Annotated in this window: 14 protein-coding genes; 6 read left to right on the top strand and 8 right to left on the bottom strand. The window is 45.6% G+C overall.

Translation table 11 applies throughout. The features are described from left to right. Positions 1–272: 272 nt before the first annotated feature. Together porU2 and F0364_RS03985 are read right to left on the bottom strand one after the other, a co-directional pair. A complete protein-coding gene (gene porU2, locus F0364_RS03980; protein WP_153796461.1) occupies positions 273–5,354 on the bottom strand; it encodes a putative type IX secretion system sortase PorU2 in 5,082 nt (1,693 codons plus the stop codon). Next, on the bottom strand, positions 5,351–6,535 hold the full coding sequence (locus F0364_RS03985) for a putative type IX sorting system protein PorV2 (RefSeq protein ID WP_153796462.1): 1,185 nt from the start codon (positions 6,533–6,535) through the stop codon (positions 5,351–5,353). The genes porU2 and F0364_RS03985 overlap by 4 nt, the downstream gene beginning before the upstream one ends. A gap of 516 nt (positions 6,536–7,051) precedes the next feature. Here F0364_RS03985 and F0364_RS03990 point away from each other — a divergent pair. Beyond that, complete coding sequence (locus tag F0364_RS03990; protein WP_153796463.1) at positions 7,052–8,215, top strand: AAA family ATPase; 1,164 nt, start codon at positions 7,052–7,054, stop codon at positions 8,213–8,215. Further along, on the top strand, positions 8,215–8,847 hold the full coding sequence (locus F0364_RS03995) for a DUF3226 domain-containing protein (protein WP_153796464.1): 633 nt from the start codon (positions 8,215–8,217) through the stop codon (positions 8,845–8,847). Before F0364_RS03990 ends, F0364_RS03995 begins: the two co-directional genes overlap by 1 nt. Before the next feature lie 177 nt (positions 8,848–9,024). On the opposite strand, the gene hpt is transcribed toward F0364_RS03995, so the two are convergent. The 4 genes from hpt to F0364_RS04015 form a co-directional block, all read right to left on the bottom strand. Further along, positions 9,025–9,564, bottom strand: coding sequence for a hypoxanthine phosphoribosyltransferase (gene hpt, locus F0364_RS04000; protein WP_153796465.1), 540 nt, complete (start codon positions 9,562–9,564; stop codon positions 9,025–9,027). Positions 9,565–9,603: 39 nt separating this feature from the next. Further along, a complete protein-coding gene (locus F0364_RS04005) occupies positions 9,604–10,725 on the bottom strand; it encodes a glucosaminidase domain-containing protein (protein ID WP_153796466.1) in 1,122 nt (373 codons plus the stop codon). Then, positions 10,722–11,363: an O-methyltransferase gene (locus F0364_RS04010; protein ID WP_153796467.1), complete on the bottom strand. Its 642-nt coding sequence runs from the start codon at positions 11,361–11,363 to the stop codon at positions 10,722–10,724. Before F0364_RS04010 ends, F0364_RS04005 begins: the two co-directional genes overlap by 4 nt. Before the next feature lie 87 nt (positions 11,364–11,450). Further along, the gene (locus F0364_RS04015) at positions 11,451–13,007 is read right to left on the bottom strand and encodes a sodium:solute symporter (protein ID WP_153796468.1); all 1,557 of its coding nucleotides are present in this window, start codon (positions 13,005–13,007) and stop codon (positions 11,451–11,453) included. Positions 13,008–13,275: 268 nt separating this feature from the next. Between F0364_RS04015 and F0364_RS04020 the strand changes: the two genes are divergently transcribed. After that, the gene (locus F0364_RS04020; protein WP_153796469.1) at positions 13,276–13,821 is read left to right on the top strand and encodes an LOG family protein; all 546 of its coding nucleotides are present in this window, start codon (positions 13,276–13,278) and stop codon (positions 13,819–13,821) included. On the opposite strand, the gene F0364_RS04025 is transcribed toward F0364_RS04020, so the two are convergent. Both F0364_RS04025 and F0364_RS04030 read right to left on the bottom strand, forming a co-directional pair. Next, positions 13,790–14,395, bottom strand: a complete 606-nt coding sequence (locus F0364_RS04025) for a hypothetical protein (RefSeq protein WP_153796470.1) — start codon at positions 14,393–14,395, stop codon at positions 13,790–13,792. The two genes, F0364_RS04020 and F0364_RS04025, sit on opposite strands and share 32 nt — an antisense overlap. A gap of 184 nt (positions 14,396–14,579) precedes the next feature. Further along, positions 14,580–15,983, bottom strand: coding sequence for an FAD-binding oxidoreductase (locus F0364_RS04030; protein ID WP_153796471.1), 1,404 nt, complete (start codon positions 15,981–15,983; stop codon positions 14,580–14,582). A 62-nt stretch (positions 15,984–16,045) separates the two neighbouring features. Between F0364_RS04030 and F0364_RS04035 the strand changes: the two genes are divergently transcribed. From F0364_RS04035 to F0364_RS04045, 3 genes are all read left to right on the top strand, one after another. Then, entirely contained in the window at positions 16,046–16,972 is a 927-nt protein-coding gene (locus F0364_RS04035; protein ID WP_153796472.1) for an RpnC/YadD family protein, read from the top strand. A 212-nt stretch (positions 16,973–17,184) separates the two neighbouring features. Then, positions 17,185–17,991 carry a hypothetical protein gene (locus tag F0364_RS04040; protein WP_153796473.1) on the top strand — a complete coding sequence of 269 codons (807 nt, stop codon included), beginning with the start codon at positions 17,185–17,187 and terminating at the stop codon, positions 17,989–17,991. 524 nt (positions 17,992–18,515) lie between these two features. Then, the gene (locus F0364_RS04045) at positions 18,516–23,174 is read left to right on the top strand and encodes a T9SS type B sorting domain-containing protein (RefSeq protein WP_153796474.1); all 4,659 of its coding nucleotides are present in this window, start codon (positions 18,516–18,518) and stop codon (positions 23,172–23,174) included. Positions 23,175–23,585: the final 411 nt, after the last annotated feature.

Consider the following 23,585-nt stretch of genomic DNA (forward strand, 5'->3'; position numbering starts at 1 on the left):
CAATTATCGCGGGTGCAAATACACCGTGACCTCCGCCCATCAACCATGTTGTTATCAACAGAAGAGGAAAGGTTAACAGAATACCGCGTTTTGTCCATTTGAAACTCACTGCTATTTTACTGGTTATTGTTGATGATATTGCAAATAAGTTACCAAATACTCACAACGACAGCTTTATCTACACGGTGGGAAAAGCCGCCCAAAGAACCGGACGATGAACGTAGTGCGACGCAACGATGCTACATTCCTGTTCTTCAGCCGGGTACCAAAACCTAACGCATCAGGTACATTTTACCATACCCTTTGTTGAAGTATTTATCTGTGTTGATGGTATTGCCTGATTCATCCAGCGGGGTAAACTTGTCCAGAGATTTACCGTCGAGGTTGGTGATAACACGATAGATATACACGCCGTTGGCCAGCTTTTGTCCATACATATCGGTACCATCCCATTTATACTCTGTTATGTTACGGCCTATGTGCAGGGGGCCAAGTTCGTCCTTGGTTATTTCCTTTACAATCTTGCCGGTTATGGTGAGTATTTGTATGCGTATATTTTGCGGCACCTGGCTGCCCGTTACCGTAAACACAAACGCGGTTGACGTTGTGAACGGGTTAGGATAGTTGAACATGTTTGATATCATGGGCTTGTTATACACCTGGAAGCTAACGCTGTATTCAACCATGCCGGCAGGGTTACCCGTTTTGTCTTTACCACGAACGTATAAAATATACTGGCCGTCTTCCAGCAGGTGGGGGTTAAACTCTATACTGGCAACATTTTCAGCGGAGCCGGGTGTTGCGGCATTAAACCGCAACGTATCGTTGTTGAAATTAAACCGGCGTGTACTGCCATCAGGAAACTGCAGGTGAATGGTAACCAGCGATGTATCATCCAGCAACAGGAATTTGGACTCATCCTTCAGCTTAATGAGCACATTAGGCTTAGCGGAAACAATATCGTTGTTAAGTATGTGTACGCCATCAAAAGTTACATCCAGCAGCGGTTTTATGTTATCCTCACTCACCACAAACCCTTTGTACATAAAGTTGTTGAAATGGTATTGTTCGGGCTGGTCGTTTTCAGGGTTTACATCCAGGAACAAAGTATTAGCGCCGCTAAAGGCGGTAGTGGGCAAAGTAAATTTAACAGTATCAACTTCGCCAGGCGTTAGCCTCTTCAAATCGGAAGCAGTGATAGCTGTGGCGTTATTATTCTTGTCGTATGCTACCAGCTTTACCTTAATGCTGTCTGCAAAAGCAGCGTCGCTTACATTTTTAAACGCAATGGCGGCATCCAGCGTTTCACCAAGGCCAAGCGTGTCTTTAAACCTGTACAAAATATTGGGCGCCAGTGCCCCTTCAGGAACGGGATCGTACAGCAGCCGCCAGTAACGTAACTGGTAGGGTGTAAGGTTAATACTGTCTGCGTTGCGCATGGTTAACTGCAGGTATGGGTAAGTAGCCGCGTCCACTGTGGAAATATCAAAATCCTGCTGCGAAGCATTGAGGGTATAAAGCAGGTTTTGCGAGCCCGACGGAGTTATGCCCGTAACATCTATGCTTACCCTGTCCCCGGCGGTGGCATCCAAAGTGGCGCCACGCCATTTAACCTGCTTCCAGGCTTTTGCGGGACCGAAACGGGGAGAAACAATGTAGCCTAATGTATCAGCAGAAGCTATCTGGCGGCTGAAAAGAATTTTATCGTACAAACCGTTGGATAATTGCTGTGAAGGCGTAAAGGAAGCTACATTTTTCTTGTACAGGAATATCCAGGTTCTTGGGTAGCTGAATGAATCAATCTTATCAAAACCTGCATCTTTAAGCCTGTTGTAAAAACTGTTACCCTGGCCGTACACTTGCTGGTCGTTGCGCCATGTATCCACAAAAGGCGTTCTGTCGTATGGCTGGTCAAGGATTAGCCTGGCTGATACCAGGTAGCCGGACGGTATCCAGTCCATAAAGTCCCGCATGCGGCGGCGGCTGGCAGTATCCATGTAACTGAATTCAAAATTGTATTGCGCACCTGTTTTTGAACAGGCAGCAGCGCTGCCCATAAAACGGCCGTAAGTACCGGAACCGTTAACTGAAGGTACCGCCTGGTTATGCAATGGCCTGAGGGATACGGGATCGAATACATTGAATATAACAGAATGCCCGAGACAGGCGGAAGATGTTACATTAAGGCCGTTTAACTGTATGCTAAAGTCCGCATCATACGTGCCGCTGGTTGGGTAGATGGAGTTGATAATTTGAAAAATGGACTGCCTGTCTTCATACAACCACCTGCGTGAATTACTGTCTATGTACACCCTGTCTGTAGTTGATTTGAGGTGCTGGTACAGGTGCGACTGGTTATAACCAAAACTACTGCCAGCCAGGTACACAAAGCTGCTGGTATTCCAGCGGTAATCGCCGGATGCAGGCACAGGCGCCACCCGCCAGTAGTACACGGTGCTATCCCTGAAGCTAAGGCCATGCTCAAATTCTATGATGCCGCCACCGGCCATAACCGTTTTGGTAACTTTTGCCGAAGAATTAAACAGTTCGGTTGTATCTACCTCCAGGGCATACTGGCGTTGCGGTGTAATGGGGTTGGCGGTAGAAGCTACCAGCTTTATGTTTTGCCTGTTTACAATACTGAAGTTGTACGGGTACACAATACGCAATTCATCTTCGTATATAAAGAAGGTTTTAGTAACCGTGTTATTGGTTTCACTCAGTTCGTCATATACGTTGGGCTGGTCAATGGTTACTATAAGTTTGTTTTCACCTTTGTCCCTGCTGGCAACGATGGGTACATCAATAGAAACAGAATCCATATACCTCACAGCCGCTATGTTGCGGGATATGATGGTACCCGAACTTCCATCAGGAAACTGGCGGCGGATATCTATATGCACTGAATCGCCGGTAGCTTTACCAATATTGTAGAAATAAACCTTTACATTAAAACTATTATCAGCTACAGAAACAAATGTAGGGTTAATCTGAACCTGGGGTTCTTCCACCACATAATCCGCCTTTGCATGTGCATTTATCTTGAGGGCGGGGTCTCCATGCAATACAGTTTCTTCCGCATGCAGGTAGCGGGATGTAGAATCCAGGTAGCTGGTGGAAAGCAGGTACTTTACAGCATCGCTTACATTGGAAGAAACATAGTTGCCATAACCTGCACGGCCAAGCGAATTATAAAAACCAAAATTGTACACATCCAGGTAGTTTTCCACGCCAAAGTGTGTACTGGCCACAAAAGCGATAGCGCCACGGTCTTTTGCCAGCACATATTTTTCAGCCAGTGAAGAAATCACCGTTTCCCTGGCCGTATCAAAAGCGTAAAAATTACCAGCATTACACCCGTTTACCACAAACACAGGATATTTACCCTGGTTGTTGTAGCTCCCGGGGTCGTTAAGGTTATAGTCCAGCACGGTAGCTGAAGAGTGGCCGAAGTAGTTTAGCACGCTGATGCCCTCTTCAAACAACTGCTCCATTAAGGCATTGGTAACTGGTGTAACAGGGCCCGTAGCTGTTTTGTTGAAGTTATACACTTTGGCGCCGTAAAAAGTGTCTTTTAATATATTCTCGTAAGTTCTGAAATGTGCTGTAAGGCGCTGGTCAAGAAAAGCATCGTTGGCGCCCACCACATGCACCATATTCTTCATCCAGGCTTTGTTTTCTATGGTTTGCTGGGTGTTGACTTGCTGTTGTTCGTATTCTTTCACCTTATCCAGGTAAACCTTTAATTCAGCCGCGTTTATTACCGCCAGCCTGCCGATAGGAGTAGTTGGCACCGGCGCATAGTTAACTGAAGATAGCAGGTTATCGCTGGCCGGCCAGCCAAAAGTGGGCACCATATTCAACCGGTCCGCATGCCGGGATGATTCGTTCATGCGGTATTCATCGTATGTAACCGCTTTGCCAATAAGAAAGGCGAATGCCGGCGCCACAGCGAACTTATTGCGGGCAAAATTCAAAAAATTCTTTACGCTGAGGGGGTGTTTTTTTATGCCGAAAGCAAACTGGTCAACCAGTTCGTCAATATCGTATAATTTGGGTTTATGGCTGCCGCCGGCCTGGCTGCCGCGGTAATTAATGTAATCCTGCATTACCGTACCAAAAAGCATTTTGTTGGATACAATCAGGTAATCTCCCTGGTTTGCTGCATTGGCAAAGTCAACAAAATTGCGCTGCGTAAGGCTACTTACATTTTTAATGTTAGAAGCAGCCTGGCTTACCAGTACCAGCCTTCTTTCTATGCTGCTGGGCGGCAGGGCAAACTTCAAAAGTCCTGTGGTGGCGGTATTGGCCTGGTAGCGCTGGTTATTGCTTAAATCGTACAAAACAGGCGTTGCGCCGCCGCTGTTGAAATTGCTGATTTCAAGGTAATTGCCCTGTGCAGAAGCAGGCAACTGAAAAGCGAAGCTGGCGGCGTTACCAAAATTAAATTGCCGGGGGTATTGTATCTCCAGAAATGATGCCACTATCCGGTCGTTGGTATTGGCGGGGTTATTATTGGCAATGGTAACCTGTATAGAGGCGCCACTTAATGCCGATACGGGCACGGCGTTGTTGGCAAATATCTTCGCGTCAAAAGTAGCCAGCGGCTGGCTGATGTACTGGGTTCCACCAATTCTTACCTGTACCTGCCTGTTACCACCAAATACGGAGCTACCGGCTACACCGGCAGAAAGTACAGCCGCAGGGCCGGCAGAAGCAACAAATAAGGAAGAAATGTTTTCTGTTAGCGGGTTATTGTGGTTAATATCCCTGCTGCTTAACCCTTCTCCCCTGTCGTAGGTGGAGGAATATACATTTTCGCCAAAATATACTGCCTTGCCGGAGTGTACCTGGGTACGGAAATTTCTTCTCCAGGTATGTATAAAGTAAGGCTCGGCCGGCAATGTGTTGCCGCCAATATTGTTGCTGGCATTTACTACCCGCAGGTTATTAGCAGCAGTGTTAACGGTTAAAAAATAGGCGGCAGTATCTGTTTGCAGGCTTAGCTGGTCAGAGAGTTGAAAAGCGGGGTCTTTGTACAGTACTCTATCCGGCTTGCCGTCATTTTGCTCCCCCCAGAATTCAATATACCCATTAGCGGGCAACACGCCGGTGCCCACGCTGGTAAACAACGCTATTTCCTGCCCGTTGCGCCAAAGTGAAAACTGCTCTGCCGGGGTATTTGCCAGCCCCGCCGCGGCCAGCGTACCCTGCGTTATGCGGTAAAGGCCGGTTTCGCCTACATTGAATTTATAGTAAACCTTACTGTAATCAATCCATTCATTGTTATACGGCTGCGCATTCAGCAATGCGCTAAACAGCAGGCAACACCATATCGTCCAAAGTTTCTTCATAGTACCGGAAAATAACCTTTTTGTTTTTTGGGCTTGTCTCCTTTAGGCAGTTCCGGAAAGTTGTCTTTCCGGCGGCTTTCCTTGTCTTTTGATGTAAGGTCTAACCGCAGTGAAAATATATGGGTGTAAAGTGGGTTGCCCTGGTTGGCCAGGTTGGTAAAAGCATAGTCAATAGCCACGTTGCCAATTTTAAAACCTGCCCCCAGCGCCGGCTGGTATATCCAAACTTTTTTCTGGTTCAGCGTATCGCCATCTGCCAGGGCCCGCTGAAAATTAGATAGACCTGCACGTACAAAAAAAACATTGCTCACATTGGCTTCCAGCCCTACCCGCGGGTCTATGCTAACCGGTTTGGAACTTACCACCGTATTGCGTTTTCCGTCAAAAGTAAAATCAGCATTGGCTTCAGCCAGCAGGCTAAACCTGTCGCTGAATTCAAAATTGTACGCACCGCCAATAATAATTCTGGGTGCTGTAAGTTCGGTAGATTTTACGGGTATATCATTTTTAGTAAGGTAAAGCACCTCTTTCTCACGGTCTGTAAACGTAAAGCTCCAGGCATTAAACGTAGTGGTTATATCCCTTGCGGTTACGCCCAGCCGCCAGCTAAGTGTTTTTATCATAAGCCCCGCATCAAAGCCAAAACCCCAGGCATTGGCAAAGCTGCCCACTTTGCGGTAAATAATCTTGGTGTTGCCGCCAAAGCTAATCTGCTTGGTATCATCTTCATGCAACAATTGTGAATAAGAAATCAGGAAAGCGTAATCGGCCGATGAAAAGGTTTGGATATTGTTGTAGTTAACAGAACCATCCGCAGGGTTAACCAGGTACAGCGTATTGGGAATATCATCTACCGCAAAACGCATGGCCGAAATACCCAAAGAACGAAAACCATTGCGCATGGGTATGGCTGCGGAAACAAAATCGTACTTACCAATACCGGCAAAATATTCGGCATGCATTACTGATACAGATGGGTTTTGCCAGGCATATACCATACCTGCAGGGTTCCAGTAACCGGCCGTGGCATCTTCTGAAGAAGCCACCTGTGCGCCACCCATGCCCAAACCACGGGCGCCGGCGCCAATATGCAAAAATTCATTGGAATAGGTGCGGAATTGCGAAAAGCTTTGCAGGCAACACAAAACCAAAACAATCAGCAGTAGCTTTTGGTATTTCATACCGTTAAAATAATAAGATTTGGGTTACGGGTTCACTTAGTTGCTAAAAAAGCGGGCCCTAACGTAGATACAGTTTAGTTTTTAATTGCAGCCTTGCGGCACAACTAATGGCTGTAACGGCTAAAGCTGCAAATTATTGCGCGGTGACCATATATGGCTATTAAAATTTGCTGTAAGAGTTTGTTTGCTGCTGGCTGGCGAATGCTTTCGGGTACGCGTCAATCTTCGTTTTAAAATCACCCATCAAAATTCTTTAGCTCAGATCCAGCTACAATTTTATGGCGCCTGCCGAAGGCACCGGGCAGAACTACGTTCGCAACCTTCGTCAAAGCAACATTTAGTTGCTTTTTCTCGGTTGTGCTATTACTCCGGCACAAAGCAGCGCTGCGATGGCCTCACCGGGGTAGCCGCTTCAATCCCTGGCGCGGAGGTGACACCGCACACTTTTCATGCTGGATAGCGGTTTTGCCTGGCGATGCATTTCAACAATCTTGTAAAAACAGCAAATCCAACTAAATGATTAATTTAGCCATTGTTATGCTCAACTCAGTATATATTAAGAATTATAGAAGCCTTAAGGATCTAATCATTAGTCATTTGGGACAGGTAAACCTGGTAACAGGTAAAAATAATACAGGCAAATCCACTTTACTTGAAGCTATTGCGCTGTATGCTTCAAAGTGTGAGTTAAATTTCATGTATCAACTTTTGAGCGAAAGAGGAGAAAATTTTCGCATTACAGAAACAAATAAGAATGCAACAGATACCAATATACGGTCGTTATCTTCTTTGTTCTCAGACAGAAAAGTGGGGTTTGATATAGAGAGCGCAATTACAATAGGCCCTATGGAAGAAAGTCTATTGGGGTTGCAAAAATCTACTGACAAATCTCTTTCCCTCCGATTCATTCAATACCTTGACGAAATACAACGTGACAGCCGCGGAATCGTCATATCAATCCAGCGAAAATTATTTGAAGACAATAAAGAATTTCAGGCTCCTTTTTCAACATTTAAAGTTGGACTAGAAATAAGGGTAGAAAATAACCCTTATATTCTACCATTGGAAGAAGATAGGCCATACAGCTTTAGTGTTAAAGGTGTTGGCGGTAATGAAAGCTTCCAGTTTATAAGAACCAGAAACATTGATAGGGAAATAAATGGCAAACTTTGGGACAATATTACCTTAACCGACAAAGAACAATTCGTAATTGATGCGTTGCAAATAATTGAACCGTCTACCGAAAGAATAGCATTTATAGAAGAAAACCCAAGAGAACGCACCCCTGTTATTAAAATATCCGGTGTATCTAATGTATTACCGCTGAGAAGCATGGGAGACGGGATAAACAGAATACTCACCATAATACTCGCTTTAGTAAATTGTGACAATGGTTTTTTATTGATTGATGAATTTGAAAATGGGCTTCATTATAGCGTACAGGAAAAATTATGGGAAATAATTTTTCACTTATCAAAAGTTTTAAATATCCAGGTATTCGCAACAACCCACAGCGAGGATTGCATTGCCGGCTTTGAGAATGTACTTAACAAATCCATACAACATGATTTGGATGGCATCCTTATACGGCTTGACAATATTAATGGCACTATAAAACAGGTGGAATTTAGTGCTGAAGAACTAAAAATTGCAACCGATCAAAATATTGAAACCCGATAATGAGAACAAAAGAGAAGTTCAACAAAAAACTTTTGGTGGAAGGAAATGATGATCAACATGTAGTTTGGGCAATCTGCGAAAAGTTTAAAATCCCGGAAAACTTCGATGTTATTGATTGCGAAGGAATCAATAACTTAATTGAGCAAGTACCTGTGCGTCTTAAACAATCGGGCCTCAATACCCTGGCAATAATGATTGATGCGGATACTGATATTGCCGGCAGATGGGAACCTTTAAAAAATTTGCTAAACAGTCATGGTTTTAAAATGCCGGATAATTTGCCTAAAACGGGGCTCTCACTTAATGGCCCAAACAATATAAAGATTGGTGGGTGGATAATGCCTGACAATACCCTTAATGGAATGATAGAAGATTTTATCAGGTTTCTGGTTCCTGAAAACGATGCCCTTTTGCCAATTGCAACATCCACACTTGACCATATCGAAGGCAATAAACTAAACAGATATATTACACCCCATAAAGCAAAAGCACTTATTCATTCATGGCTATCCTGGCAGGAAGATCCGGGAACTCCGATGGGGCTTGCCATAACAAAAAGATTCTTAACCACTGATAAGGAAATCTGCCAGCAATTTGTCAATTGGCTAACTGACACATTCCGTGAGGAGTGAAACCCCTCCTTTTTAGCTTCTGTTAAGAACGAACAATAAAACTTCCTTCCAAAATTGGAAGCAGGTTGATTTATTGCTGAATAGAATTCCAAGGCGTACAAGTGAGTGACACAACCAAAGCCTCATAGCAGCAATCCAGTTGGTACCATAGTCAAATAAAAATCAGCGAAGCTGTTTTTAGTTTTCCTTTAAACGGTATAACTCTTTAATGTTGCGGCCAAGGCCATCGTAATCCAGGCCATAGCCCACAACAAACTTGTTGGGAATGGAAAAGCAGCAATAATCAATTTGAACGGGGAAAACAGTTGCTTCGGGCTTGTGCAGCAATATGGCAATTTTTAGCGACCGGGGTTGCTGGTTGGTAAGTTGCGGTAAAAACTGGCTGATGGTTTTGCCGGTATCTATAATGTCTTCCAGTATAATTACATCGCGGCCGGTAATGTCAATATCAAGGCCAATAGCCGTTACAACCTGGCCGGTTGATTTGGTGCCTTTGTAAGAAGCCAGCTTGATAAAACAGATTTCTGCCTCGATGGTAAGGTACTTAAACAGGTCTGCAGAGAACATGAAAGAACCATTGAGTATGGCTATGAACAATGGTTTTTTGCCGGCATAGTCTTCATCAATCCGGGCGGCAATTTGCCTGATCCTTTCCTGTATTTCGGCTTCTGATAAATAAGGCTCAAAATATTTATCGTGCACACGGATAAGCGACATGGGAGTTAGTTTCAGTTGTAAAATAGAGCCCTGGAAATTTTAATAAGCAGCGGTTTCGGAGGCGCCGTTGCGGGGTGCCAGCTTAGGGGCTTTGGCAGCCGGTTTCTGCAGGTAAATTTTTTCGCCTGCTGCAGGCTGTTGTGTACCGCTGGATAACCTGTTATACTCCAACAGGTTTTTAAGGCTTACACCTTCCTGCTGGCAAATGTCGTACAGGGTTTCGTTAAGCGCAGCAATATGTATCTCTTTTTCTCCTTTTTTGGGTTTCTTCTCCAGGAATATCAACTGGCTTTTTTCCAGTATATCTGTTTTAGAAAGTTCGTTATAATCCAGCAGCTTATTAAAGGATATGCTGTTGTTGTTGGCCAACGCAAATAGCGAGGTGCCTGCTTCGGCATATACCACCCTTGTTGCATTAATAGTAAACTCCCCTGTAGGATAACTGGGCGCTTCCAGAATGGTTTGCGCCACTTTAACTATGCCGGTATTTTGCCTGGGCTCTTCCCTGGCCAGCGCTGTATTTTGCTCTTCAGGCTGCTGTTGTTCTTCTTCTTTAAACAGCGGTGTTACAGTACTGGTATTTGTAACCGTGCGGTTTTGTTGTGGTGCAGTGTTATTATTTATGGCAAAAAGGTCTTCCTTATTGTTCATCCGCTGAATGGCTACTATGGTGTATTGCTGTAGCTGGTTGGTGACAATGGTGTTGATGAGCATTTTTGCGTAAGCGGGGTTGGTAGCATAGCCGGCTTTCTTAAGGCCTTTGGCCCAACCTTCATAATCTGTTGCATCCAGCTTGAAAAGAAAAGCGTAGTGCGGACGGTTCTTTAAAAAATCAGAATGGTCGCGGTAAGATTCTTCGGCAGTATTATAGCTTCTGAAGCATTCGTTTTTGGCATCGTCGTCGTAAAGATAGGTAGCGCCGTTCCAGTCGTTCTTGCATTTAATACCAAAATGGTTGTTGGTATTTGCAACCAGGCTGCTTTGGCCGGCCTGCGTTTCTATAATGCCCTGCGCCAGTATTATAGATGCCGGTACACCTGTGCGCATCATTTCTTTTATGGCCAGGTCGCTGTATTGATTAATGTACTCCTGTACTTTGCTGGTTTGGGCAGATGCCTGTATGCAAGCCACCGCTGTAAACAACAAAAGGACTCTCTTCATTGGATATTTTTTATAAGTAACAAACCATCTCTTAATGTTACCATCACCTGTTCGGTTCTGTTGTCATTAGCCACCAGTTCATTAAAGGCCTGTATGGCTTTGGCGTTTTTTCCTTTTATTTCGTCTTCCAGCACTTCGCCATGAAAGAGCACATTGTCTGCTATAATAATTCCTTTACTGCTTAAACGTGGTAAAACCATTTCGTAGTATGTGCAGTAGCCAACTTTATCCGCGTCTATAAAAACCAAATCCCATTCGTAGTTGAGGGTGGGTATAATATCGGTTGCATTGCCGACGTGCAAATGTATTTGTTTATCCATTTCCACAGCACGAAAATTTTTTAAAGCAGTATCCGCATCCTCTTGCCTCAGCTCTATGGTGTGTAGCTCGCCGCCTTTTGCAAGACCTTTGGCAAGGCATATAGCGCTATAGCCAATAAAGGTACCTATCTCCAAAATGTACTTAGGCTGCTGCATCCAGCTAAGAAACTCCAGGAATTTACCCTGCACATGGGTACTAAGCATGTGTGCATGCGGGTGTGCAGCCATTGCCTCATCATGCAATTGCTGAAGCGCTGTTTCATGCGTTGTGGTAAACTTTTCGGCGTATGGGTTTAATGCAGAATGGAAGAAATCCATATATGGTTTATTTGGAAATTTTTTGGGGCCCGGCAGCGGAACATGTGGCATCGCCTCTTGCGTCGCACTCTTGTACGTTCGGTAATGCTACGCATCATTGCCGCTCCGGTTGGTCAGTGGCGCATCCCCTGAGCTTTGGCGCTTCGAGATAAGCATCAAACCAACATAAGTGAGCAGGCCATTATATATCAGCAGCTCATACCCTATCTTAAACTTACCGAATACATTTTCACTCAATTGCTGAATACCCTGCATCGTCTCCGGCGCAAGCTTTAACTGCCTGGCATACCATTCTATGTTGTTGACAAAATCAATACCAAGTATTATCAGCGGTGCAGCCAGGCAAACCCATATCGCTTTACTGTCATTAATCTGCCGTTTGGTAAATATGCCAAAGCAAAATAAGCCCAGCAGCGGGCCATAGGTAAAGCCGGCCACCTTTAAAATAATATCAATGATAGACTTGTTGTTAATGAACTTAAACAGCAGTATCAGCAAAAAGAAAATAACAGCGAATGTAATATGAACGGTAAGCCTTACTGTTTTACGTTTGGCTTCGTCCCAGTCTGCCCGGCGCTTAAGGCCAATGATATCAATGCAGAAAGATGAAGTAAGGGCCGTAAGGGCGCCATCAGCACTGGGGAACAGGGCAGAGATAAGCCCAATAATAAAGATGATGGATATTACAGCCGGCACATGGCTTAAGGCTACTGTCGGAAAAAGGTCATCACCTTTTACAGCCAGTCCATTGTTCTCGGCAAACAAATACAATAAGCCACCCAGCAACAGGAAGAGGAAGTTTACTACAACCAGCACAACGCTAAAGGTTATCATGTTCTTTTTAGAATCGCCCAGGTTTTTAACGCTGATGTTCTTCTGCATCATCTCCTGGTCAAGCCCCGTCATGCCAATGGTAATAAAGGCACCACCAGCTATTTGCTTCAGCCAAAAGCCGGCGCTGTTTACATCGGTATTAAAAATTTTGGTAAACTGCTTTGCTTCCAAGGCTGTCATGCTTTCAGCAAATGAAAAGCTCAACTGGCCCATTATATAAAATACGCATACCACCAGCCCCAGTAACATGAATGTGGTTTGCAGTGTATCAGTAAACACAATGGTTTTAACCCCGCCTTCAAAAGTGTACAGCAAAATCATCAGCAGTATAATAAAAGCTGTTAAGCCAAAAGGCACACCCAGGTTATCCAGTATAAAAATCTGCAGCACATTTATAACCAGGTACAACCTTGCTGTTGCCCCAAGCGTACGGGATATAATAAAGAACAGCGCCCCTGTTTTATAGGATGTAATGCCAAACCTGCTTTGCAGGTAAGAGTAAATGGAGGTAAGGTTAAGCCGGTAATACAAAGGCAATAATATGAATGCCACAATAAAGTAACCTATAAAGTAACCCAGCACCACCTGGAAATAACCGAAGGCACCCGCCCCTACGGTACCGGGCACACTTACAAAAGTCACTCCGCTTAATGAAGTACCTATCATGCCAAACGCCACCAGCATCCAGTTACTGTTGCGGTTGCCGATGAAAAACGAATCGTTATTGGAGTTGCGGCTGGTGTACCATGCCACTACCAGCAGGATAAGAAAATACAGTGCTACAAACGTGAGTAATAATACTGGGGACATTGATTTGATTGCCTTTTTCTAATGATTAAACTTGAACGATGCAGGACAATTTTCAAGGCCGCAATGCTGGTGAATAGCGCTCCGGACGTACAAGAGTGCGACGCAAGGGACGCTTCATTCATATTCTCCAGCCGGGCCCAAACATTTCTTTCCAGGCTTGCCTTACATCAAAAAATAACCAAACGATATTACAATGATAATGGACAAATATCTGCAATAAACGTTCAAAATGGTTAAAGCATTTTAATATTGCCGTTAAAACAAGTGTATGTATAAATCGCTGGCCGTGTTCTGCGGCTCTAAATCCGGCAACGATCCATTGTATGAGGAACATGCTGTTTTCCTGGGCGAGCTGATGGCAAAAAATAATATTCAACTGGTATATGGCGGCGGCAACAAGGGTTTAATGGGCGCTGTAGCCAACGCTGTTTTAAAGCATGGCGGAGAAGTTATTGGCGTAATACCTGAAGTGCTTTTGCAGTGGGAAAGCCAGCATACCGGCCTTACCGTATTGCACACTGTGGCAGACATGCATGTACGCAAAAAAATGATGTACGAACTTGCCGACGCGGCCATTATACTGCCGGGCGGCCACGGCACATTGGATGAGATGTTTGAAATGATTACCTGGAACAACCTGAGCATACACGACAAAAAAATAATACTACTTAATACGGCAGGATATTACAATTCTTTAATGCAGCATATTACTAATATGTACCAGCAGGGCTTTTTGTATAAAGACTGGCGGGAAGGCATTGAAGTGTACAATACACCCGATGCTATTTTTGACGCCCTTTTAAATAAAAGTTGAAACCTGCACGTACAATGGGTACAACCCTGTTATACCCATCCCGGTAAGGCGAGTTGGGATTGGTATTCAAATCCACCATCAAGGCAGTATAAAAACTACTCTGCCCAACGATGCGCTGGGTATAACCAATGCCCGCCAACACGCTGGGTGCAGAGGTGGTTACCTTGTAGCTTTGGCCCGTAAACTCATCTTTAAGGTTATGCTTTACCCAGTTATTTTCAAATTGCCCTTGTATAAAAAGAAAGCTGAGCGGGTAAATACGTACAAAGGGCCCGCCCCCATAGTTAAAGCTCCTTTGCCTTAAGCCACCATTATATTCAGCACTTATGGTATAATAGTTAATATTGAAAGCCAGTCCCAGGTCAAGCCATTCGGAAATACTGTAACCTACTTCCGGCACACCGCCCACATTAAAACTACCGCTGGAAAAACCCAGGTTAATGCTGCCTCCAATAAATACCCGGTTATCCGGCAACATGCCATCATCATCCTGGTAAGTTGGCGGCACCTGTTGGGCCACAGCAAAAGAGAAGAACAAAACAGCAGGTAATAAGAACAAGAGTTTCCTGGTCATTTTATTGTTGGTATTGATATGATAAATATGGTTTCATTTTTCTGGTGACGGACTTTGGCTTTTCATGGCATCGTCTGTTGTGTCACTCACTTGTACGTCCGGTTTTCATAGCGTCATTTAAGCGGGTACCAAGCAGCCACACACAGCCAAAAGGCCAACCATTATGTAAACTACAGCATTCAACTTAATCAAAGATTTTACCGGCATTTAAAATATTGTTAGGATCGAACGCCTTTTTTATCTGTCGCATCAGGCGAAGGTTGGCATCTGCAAAAACAATATCCATAAAATCTTTCTGAATAAGCCCTACCCCATGTTCCCCGCTGATGGTGCCACCGAGTTGCTTAACCAACTCAAATAACGAGCGGAGTATTTCTTTCATTGTTTCGTTGCCAAAACTGTTGGGTATGCCTTCTTTTTTTATACGTATGTGCAGGTTGCCATCGCCTGCATGGCCGTAGCAGACAGCATGAAAATCATATTCAATCCCAAGCTTTTTCACTCCTCTTATCAATTTGGGCAATTCCGCACGTGGCACCACCGTATCTTCTTCTATGGTGTACCCATCCATTTTTACAGCTTCGGCAACGCGGCGGCGTATTTTCCAAAGCTCCGTTTTTTGCTGGGCATCATCGGCAAACAATACATCACCTGCTTCATAATGCTGCAGCAGTTCGGCTATGGCCTCCATTTCACTTAACAGCACATCCATGTTGTTGCCATCCACTTCAATAATAAGGTGCGCTTCTATGTCGTCTGTAATGGGTACTACATGGCTATCCACCATAGCACTGGTAATTTTAAGCGCATCTATTTCCACCAGCTCCATAGCGCTGGGTGTAAACCCCGCCCTGAAAATGGCGCTAACCGCCTCCCCGGCTTTTTCCAGTGAGCGGAAAGGCGCCAGCATCAGCAGGTCGTAAGCAGGCAGCGGTATAAGCTTTAAAACAATTTTGGTAACAATGCCCAGGGTACCTTCGCTGCCAACCACCAGGTGGGTTAAGCTATAACCAGTAGAATTCTTCAGCACGTTGGCGCCGGTCCAGATAACTTCACCGGAGGGCAAAACGAGTTCCAGGTTCAACACGTAATCCCTTACAACCCCGTACTTAACCGCTTTAGGGCCGCCACTGTTTTCCGCTATGTTGCCGCCAATAAAACAAGAGCCCCTGCTGCTGGGGTCTGGCGGGTAAAAAAGCCCTTTGGCTTTAACCTCGTTCTGCAGCACTTCTGTAATAACGCCAGGCTCGGTTGTAACCTGCAGGTTGCGTTCGTCTATTGCGATAATGCTGTTTAACCGCTCTGTAGATACCAGCACACCGCCCAACTGTGGTATTGCACCACCGCTTAATCCCGTACCTGCTCCACGAGGCGTTACCGGTATCAGCAACTGGTTGCACAGCATCATAATGGCACTGATTTCTGCTGCTGTGCGTGGCTTTACCACCACTTCGGGCAAATAGAGCAGGTGTTCCGTTTCATCATGGCCATAGTGGCGCAGGTTTTCTTCATCGGCAAAAACAAATTCTTCTCCTGCAATTTCTTTTAGCTGCTGCAATACTTCAATAGTAACCAATCCGTTTTTCATAACCGGGTTATAAGGCTGTAAAAATAAGGGCAAATGGTGGTTGGCAACGCATAGGGCACTAAATGCAAGTACAAACTTCTTTTGCAGCGCCGGCAAAAAATATTCTTATCTTTTACGCTTTAAACGTACCAGCCGTGCCACATGAATACGACAAAATACTAAAGGAGCTTTTTGCCCAGGTAAAAGCCACTATGCTAAAGCTGCTTTTTAATATTGAAGCTGTGCAAATAATATCCCTTGGTGGCAAACTGCAACAAACCATACTGGAAAAAGAAGCTGATACCGTAGCTGAAATAACAACAACCCACGGCGAGCAGTTTATTATGCATATAGAATGGCAAACTACTAACGACAGGAAAATGGCAGACCGAATGCTGTTGTACAATAACCTGTTACGCCTTAAGTACAATAAACCGGTAAGGGGTGTGGTAGTTTATCTGGGCAGCGATAAACTGCGCATGGAGGCATCCATAAAAACTTATGGATTAAACTATCGTTACAAGCTGGTAGATATCCGCCAGCTAAAACCATCAGGCTTTTTACAGGCAAGTGAAGCAGCAGGGTGGATATTAGCCGTACTGGCAGGCAAAGGAGCAGACAAACGAAAAATCATCAGGGAAATTTTACATAAATTGCATTACGGTTTAAAGAAGCAACCGGAAGACTTTAAAATAAAAATAAAACAACTGGAAATACTGTCACTCCTGCGAGGTACAGAAGCACAAAACCAGGTGTTAAAGGAGGAACAAAATATGCCCGTAACCATTGATATTACCAAAGACCAGCGTTTCCAGGAAGGTGTGAGCAAAGGACTGCAAAAAGGCATTGAAAAAGGAAAAAAATTGGGAATGGCAGAAGGTATTGCAGAGGGCAAACTTGAAACTGCAGTAAGGTTAATTGAAAATGGGGTACCCATTTCCATTATACATAAAGCCACCGGTATTGACATGAAAAAGCTACTTGAGCTTTCGAAAAATGTAAAACACTGAAGCGATAAGCCTTCAAAATAATCACTGAAAATTAGAATAAGACCTCTCACCCAGCAGATTCTTTTGCCAGCCTTCAGGCTGGCTTTTTATTTCCCATTTTCATACCTAACAAACTGTTAAGGCAAAATATTGATGAGCGGTTTTGGCCATTTACGAATATCATCGTACGTTTGTTACGAAATAATTCGTAATAACTTTTCAAAACATGTAACATGAAAAATAGACTGAATACAACCCTGCTGATTGCTTTTGCGGCACTCATATTAATTGGAGGCATTTCCATTGCCTGGCAGAAAAAAGATCCCCCTAAACAAAAAGGCACTTATGAAAAAAAGGGTGATGATACTACACGCTTGAAGAAAAAGTCCCTGACCAATAAAGAGATGGAAGAAATTGACAAGGCCATGGAAGAACTGGATGTTGAAATGGGCAAACTGAACCTGGAGATGAAAAAAGTTGATTTTGAAATGATAAACAAGCAGGTGAAGGAAGCCATGGCGCAGGTTGATTTTGAAAAGATCAACCAACAGGTAAAAGAATCTGTAAAGCTGGCCATGGAGCAGGTGAAGAAAATTGACTGGGAAAAGATAAAGGTTGATGTTGACAAAGCCATGGCTGAAGCTAAAGTAGAAATGGAAAAAATTGACATGGAAAAGATCAATGCCGAAATCAAGGCTGAAATGGCCAAGGTTAATGCTGAAATAAAGAAGGTGGATATGGAAAAAATAAAAGCCGATGTTAATAAAGCCATGGCTGAAGCCAAGGTGGAAATGCAGAAAGCCAAAGAACACCTTAAGGAGGTAAAAGCCTTTAGGGATGAGCTTCACAAAGATGGGCTTATTGACAAAAACAAAGAGTACAGTATTGAATGGAAAGGAGATGACTTGTACATCAATGGAAAAATGCAGTCAAAAGAAACCAGCAACAAATACCGCAAATACAAAAAAATTGAAAATTATACTATCCATTCTTCCGGTGACGATGACGATGACGATGAAAAGGATACTGAACGACTATAATACCCTCCATATACATCCTTGTTTTATAACAATTACGGGCCGCTTTGCGGCCCGTTTTTATTTGTAAGTGACCTGATACCCTTTACCCGTACCGGTGATCAACGGGAATGCAATGCCTTGCCTGGTCAGTATTGGCAAAGCTGAAGGGCTGCCGGATTGAAGTGAAAACCCCGCTACCCCATGGGCCCCTGAAGGGGGAAATGCAGCGTTGCGGGTAGCGGAGTTGCAGCGGAAAGCCGGTACCGCTGCCGATGAGAAATATCAATGGCCGAAAGCCCATCAGCAGTTTATTAAAAAATCTACCTGTTGCCGGGGCAACATAAAGCCGTTTGCCAGGTTCTTATAACCAAGGCTCGTATAGCGCCATTAAACATAAATTGCTATATTCGGCCCGAATTAAAAGCTAACTGACCAATGCCATCCGGTTGCTGAAAGCCATAGCATTTTAGATAGCCAATACATAACAGGTAATCCAATATTTTACAAAAAAACGAACTGTAAAAAATCTAAAGGGATTATCATGTATGTGTGGCTGGCCTAAACACTTCGTTTTACTAATCATCTACGTACTCCTTCAATGCCAGGGTATAGCACAGGTTTGCGGCACACCCGGTATTGATGGCCCTACCAATGCAGCCCCTCCTATCAATACTTACTACCCAACCGGCGCTAATACAGTTCTACTGAGTGGCTCCTCAAGTGTTCTGCTTGAAGCTGTGCCGCCTACAGATGCTTTCGGCAATTCTTACGGCATTACCCCGGTAAGCCCGGGCGATTTACTGTTACTGATACAGGTACAGGATGCCACTATTTACCGCAGCAACGATAATCTTTATGGCAGCAACGATGCTACCGCTGGCCCTGACGGATTGGGGGGCACCGGTTATACAAGCCTGGGCAATGCAGGCATTTATGAATATGTTGTGGCGCTCAACAGCGTACCCTTAACAGGTGGGTTATTAAACTTCAGGGGCGGGGGCCCAGGCGGTACCCTGGTAAACGCTTACACCAGCCACCCGGGCGATGGAGACCAGGGCAAAAAAACATTCCAGGTGGTAAGGGTGCCGCAATTTTCTTCGCTTACACTTAGCCAGGATATTACCTGTCCGCCTTTTAACGGCTATGCCGGGGGCATCATCGCATTTGACGTAGCTGCAGACTTTGATTTTAACGGTCATACAATCAACGCATCGGCAAGGGGTTTCAGGGGCGGGTTCCAGGGGCCGGATGTAGCGTCGGGATGTAATACCCCTGCCACCTATGGCAGCCATTTGGCCAGCAAAGCATCTGTTAAGGGTGAAGGCATAGCAGGAACGCCGCGCCATACATGGAACGGCTTTGATTCCGCGGATTATGGCGCAGCCTGGTTAGGGTTTCCCGGAAACTATTACGGCAGGGGCGCCCCTGCCAATGCCGGTGGCGGAGGGGCCGACCACAATTCCGGTGGTGGCGGCGGAGGCAATGGTGGGGCCGGCGGCGGCGGCGGAGATGGCGTTTTGAGGGTTACTGTATGTTCTGATGAAGGCACCGACCGCGTAAGCGGCGGCAGGCCGGGCATCAACCTGCCTGCCACCAGTCCGCATCTTTTATTTATGGGAGGCGGTGGTGGTGCTGGCGATGCCGACAACGTATCGGATGGCAATGGCGGCGGCGTGGGGGGCGGTATCATATTAATTAATGCATTCAGGATAATTGGTACAGGCACAATACTGGCAAATGGAGGCAATGGTACCACGGGTACACCCAAAATTTTTGGGGACGGCGCAGGAGGCGGTGGGGCCGGTGGAACAATTTTAATAAACGCCATAGCCAGCAGCGGCGCTGTTCTTAACCTGTCAGCAAATGGCGGCAATGGCGGTCACACCATCAACTTCGCTGCAGATATACATGGCCCCGGTGGTGGCGGTGGCGGTGGCATAATTTGGCACAACGTGCCATCCGCGGTTATTAATACGCAGGTTACGGCGGGTGTTTCGGGCCTTACCGCCAGCGGCGCTGGCATTCCCTATAATGCGCAGGATGGTGCGGCAGGCATTGCAACATCTTTCCTCCAGGATGATTTGCCCGATTACCTCAAAGGCAAAGGCGCCACCTGCCTGCCAACACTCGTTATTGAAAAGTCTGAAATGCGGCCGGGTGTACCCGGTGCACGTACTGCCGGCAACAATGCGGTTTACACCCTAACTATTACCAATGTAGAACCGCAAAGCGGCGCCGGCGGTGTAACAGTTAATGATGTATTGCCTGCGGGTTTTTCATTTGTATCCGCGTCAGTTGCCTACAGCAACTGGGCATCAGGACCAACTTCTCCTGTAAATTCAGGAACGGCCGCTAACCCTGTGTTGGGCACGTTTAATATTCCGGGTGGCGGTGTGGTAACCATTACTATGACGGCATATATTGACCCATCCGTAATACCGGGAATGTATCATAACGGGGCCCAGGTTTTATACTTTGACCCTACACGCACCTTCCTTAACCCCTTACGGCAAATTACCCCGCAGGCCCTTGCGTTGGCCGGGCAAAATACCGTTTACGAAGCAGGGCAGTTGGCAGGTACAGCCGCCGGTGGCTCCAACTACGACAGCGCTTCAGCCGGCCCTAACAGTGAAGATGTATATGTAATTGAAAATGGGATATTAACCTCTAACTCCCCCATCTGCCAGGATGAAGATATTGTTCTTACCGTTACTCCGCCTGCCTTAAAACTGCCATTAACTTATTCGTGGAGCGGGCCTAACTCGTTTACGTCAACCGCCCAAAACCCAACTATAACATCTGCACAACCTGTTAACTCAGGTATTTATACCGTGCTGATAACTGACGCTAATGGATATACTTCTGCCTTAAGTACAACGGTAAATGTGGGTGCAAAATATTCCATCACCGTTGAAACCGAAATTTGCGAAGGCGGCTCTGTAAATGGCCATACAGTAACCGGCTCTTACAGGGATGTATTCAAGTCTGTTTATGGGTGCGATAGTATTGTTGTGCTTGACCTGTTGGTAAAACCAACATCTTCATCCTCCCTTTCCCCCGTCATTTGCGAAGGTGAAAGCTATGAGGGCTACACCACAAGCGGCACTTATGTGGATGTATTGGTGGCGGCCAACGGCTGCGACAGCACAAGAACCATTAACCTTACCGTTTTGCCCAAAGCTTACGAAACAATTAACCCCATCATTTGCGAAGGCGAGAGCTACGAAGGTTACACCACCGCCGGCACTTATACTGACATACTGGTGGCCGCCAACGGCTGCGACAGCGTTAGAACCATTAACCTTACGGTTTTGCCCAAAGCTTACGAAACAATCAACCCCATCATTTGCGAAGGCGAGAGCTATGAAGGCTACACCACAAGCGGCACTTATGTGGATGTATTGGTGGCGGCCAACGGCTGCGACAGCGTTAGGACCATTAACCTTACCGTTAAACCTAAGTCCCATACCACACTCAACCCCATTATTTGCGAAGGGGATAGCTACGAAGGTTACACCACCAGCGGCACTTATACTGACATACTGCTGGCTGCCAACGGCTGCGACAGCGTAAGAACCATTAACCTTACCGTTAACAAAAAATCATACGAAACGCTTAACCCCATTATCTGCGAAGGAGATAGCTACGAGGGTTACACTACAAGCGGCACTTATACAGACATACTGGTGGCCGCCAATGGCTGCGACAGTGTAAGAACCATTAACCTTACCGTTAACAAAAAATCCTATGAAACGCTTAACCCCATTATTTGCGAAGGAGATAGCTACGAGGGTTACACTACAAGCGGCACTTATACAGACATACTGGTGGCGGCCAATGGCTGCGACAGTATAAGGACCATCAACCTAACGGTTAAAGCCAGGTCTTACACCTCTTTTTCACCCACCATTTGCCAGGGAGAAAGTTATGAAGGCTATAAAGTGAGCGGCACCTATACAGATATTTTTCCAGCCGCCAATGGTTGCGACAGCATCCGGACCATCAACCTCACAGTTAAACCAAGGGCTTACTCCTTATTTACGCCCATCATTTGTGATGGAGAAAGTTACCAGGGCTACACAGTTCGCGGCACGTACGTTGATACATTGGTGGCGGCCAATGGCTGCGACAGCATCAGGACTATTCGCTTAACCGTTAACCCCAAAGCTTCATCCATCCTTAATGTTTCTATTTGCGAAGGTCAAAGCTACCTGGGTTATACCATAAGCGGTACTTATGTAGATGTTCTGGTGGCTGCCAACGGTTGCGACAGCATAAGGACCCTTAACCTTACAGTAAAATCAAAACCACGTATCAGCATAACCCAATCCATCTGCGAAGGTGAGGACTATGCCGGCTACACAACAAGTGGTACATACATAGATACTTTCCCCACCGCCAATGGCTGCGACAGCATACGCACCCTGTACCTGCAAGTAAAACCCAAAGCCTATTCAAGCATTGATGCAGTTATCTGCGAAGGAGAAAGTTTCTTAGGTTACAACAGCAGCGGCACTTATACAGACAGGCTGGTAGCGGCCAACGGCTGCGACAGCATAAGAACCATTCACCTCACCGTTAATCGTAAATCTTATGCCACCCTCGAGCAATCCATTTGCGAAGGTGAAAACTATCTCGGTTATACACGCAACGGCATTTATATAGATACACTGGTGGCTGCCAACGGTTGCGACAGCATACGTACCATCAGACTTACTGTTCTATCCAGGCCGGCGCCTTCTCTCGGCCCCGATAAAGAAATCTGTTCCGGCGACAGCATCCTGCTTTCCCCCGGCATATTTAAAAATTATACCTGGCAGGATGGCTCTTCACAGCCTGCTTTTGTTGTTGTTGCGCCAGGCGTGTATTACGTACAGGTAACGGATATATGCGGCACCGCAAGAGATGAAATTTCTATTGTTCCGGGCAACTGCAATGTTTATTTTCCCAGTGGGTTTACCCCTAATGGCGATGGCCGCAACGATGTCTTCCGTGTGCTCAACGGCTTAAACCTGCAGGATTACCGGCTTACCATTTTTAACCGCTGGGGGCAAAAAATATTCGAAACAACCAACCCCTCCACCGGGTGGAACGGCATGCACAACGGCAGGCCATTGCCCATGGGCAGCTATGTTTGGTTTAGCAGTTTTAACAAACAGGGCGAAGTATTTAAAATGAAGGGCACCATCACGTTAATAAGGTAAGCCAACATTGGCAATAATACCTGATTGCCGTTTACTCAAGCTGTCAGCCTGAGCTTGTCGAAGGCGGGCAATTAAACTGTTACGAAGCCAAGCGCTTGGATTAAACTGGAATTTATTTTCGTAAGGAAACAATAGCCAAAGCTGTTTAATATAATTATTTAAAATAGACAGATTTTCAGGGGGTGCCCCCAAGCTATCGCAAGGGGTCGGGCTTTCCGCTCATACTCCGGCACAAAGCCTCTGCTGCGATGGCCTCACCGGGGTATCCGCTGCAATCCCTCACCCGAAAGGCGGTTACCGGTTACCAGTTACCAGTGTGTTGATGTTAATACGGTGTCTTGATGAAGCGATGTGGCAGTACCGGTTGCCGTTTGCCCGAAGGGCATTAATAACAATAGCCACGGGTGAAAC

Origin of the sequence: Foetidibacter luteolus (genome assembly GCF_009650435.1) — a bacterium.
Taxonomy (GTDB): Bacteria; Bacteroidota; Bacteroidia; order Chitinophagales; family Chitinophagaceae; genus Foetidibacter; species Foetidibacter luteolus.

Coding starts and splice junctions, on each gene's coding strand:
- porU2 (WP_153796461.1), bottom strand. CDS start 5,354: ATGAAGAAACTTTGGACGATATGGTGTTGCCTGCTGTTTAGCGCATTG.
- F0364_RS03985 (WP_153796462.1), bottom strand. CDS start 6,535: ATGAAATACCAAAAGCTACTGCTGATTGTTTTGGTTTTGTGTTGCCTG.
- F0364_RS03990 (WP_153796463.1), top strand. CDS start 7,052: ATGATTAATTTAGCCATTGTTATGCTCAACTCAGTATATATTAAGAAT.
- F0364_RS03995 (WP_153796464.1), top strand. CDS start 8,215: ATGAGAACAAAAGAGAAGTTCAACAAAAAACTTTTGGTGGAAGGAAAT.
- hpt (WP_153796465.1), bottom strand. CDS start 9,564: ATGTCGCTTATCCGTGTGCACGATAAATATTTTGAGCCTTATTTATCA.
- F0364_RS04005 (WP_153796466.1), bottom strand. CDS start 10,725: ATGAAGAGAGTCCTTTTGTTGTTTACAGCGGTGGCTTGCATACAGGCA.
- F0364_RS04010 (WP_153796467.1), bottom strand. CDS start 11,363: ATGGATTTCTTCCATTCTGCATTAAACCCATACGCCGAAAAGTTTACC.
- F0364_RS04015 (WP_153796468.1), bottom strand. CDS start 13,007: ATGTCCCCAGTATTATTACTCACGTTTGTAGCACTGTATTTTCTTATC.
- F0364_RS04020 (WP_153796469.1), top strand. CDS start 13,276: ATGTATAAATCGCTGGCCGTGTTCTGCGGCTCTAAATCCGGCAACGAT.
- F0364_RS04025 (WP_153796470.1), bottom strand. CDS start 14,395: ATGACCAGGAAACTCTTGTTCTTATTACCTGCTGTTTTGTTCTTCTCT.
- F0364_RS04030 (WP_153796471.1), bottom strand. CDS start 15,983: ATGAAAAACGGATTGGTTACTATTGAAGTATTGCAGCAGCTAAAAGAA.
- F0364_RS04035 (WP_153796472.1), top strand. CDS start 16,046: ATGCAAGTACAAACTTCTTTTGCAGCGCCGGCAAAAAATATTCTTATC.
- F0364_RS04040 (WP_153796473.1), top strand. CDS start 17,185: ATGAAAAATAGACTGAATACAACCCTGCTGATTGCTTTTGCGGCACTC.
- F0364_RS04045 (WP_153796474.1), top strand. CDS start 18,516: ATGTGTGGCTGGCCTAAACACTTCGTTTTACTAATCATCTACGTACTC.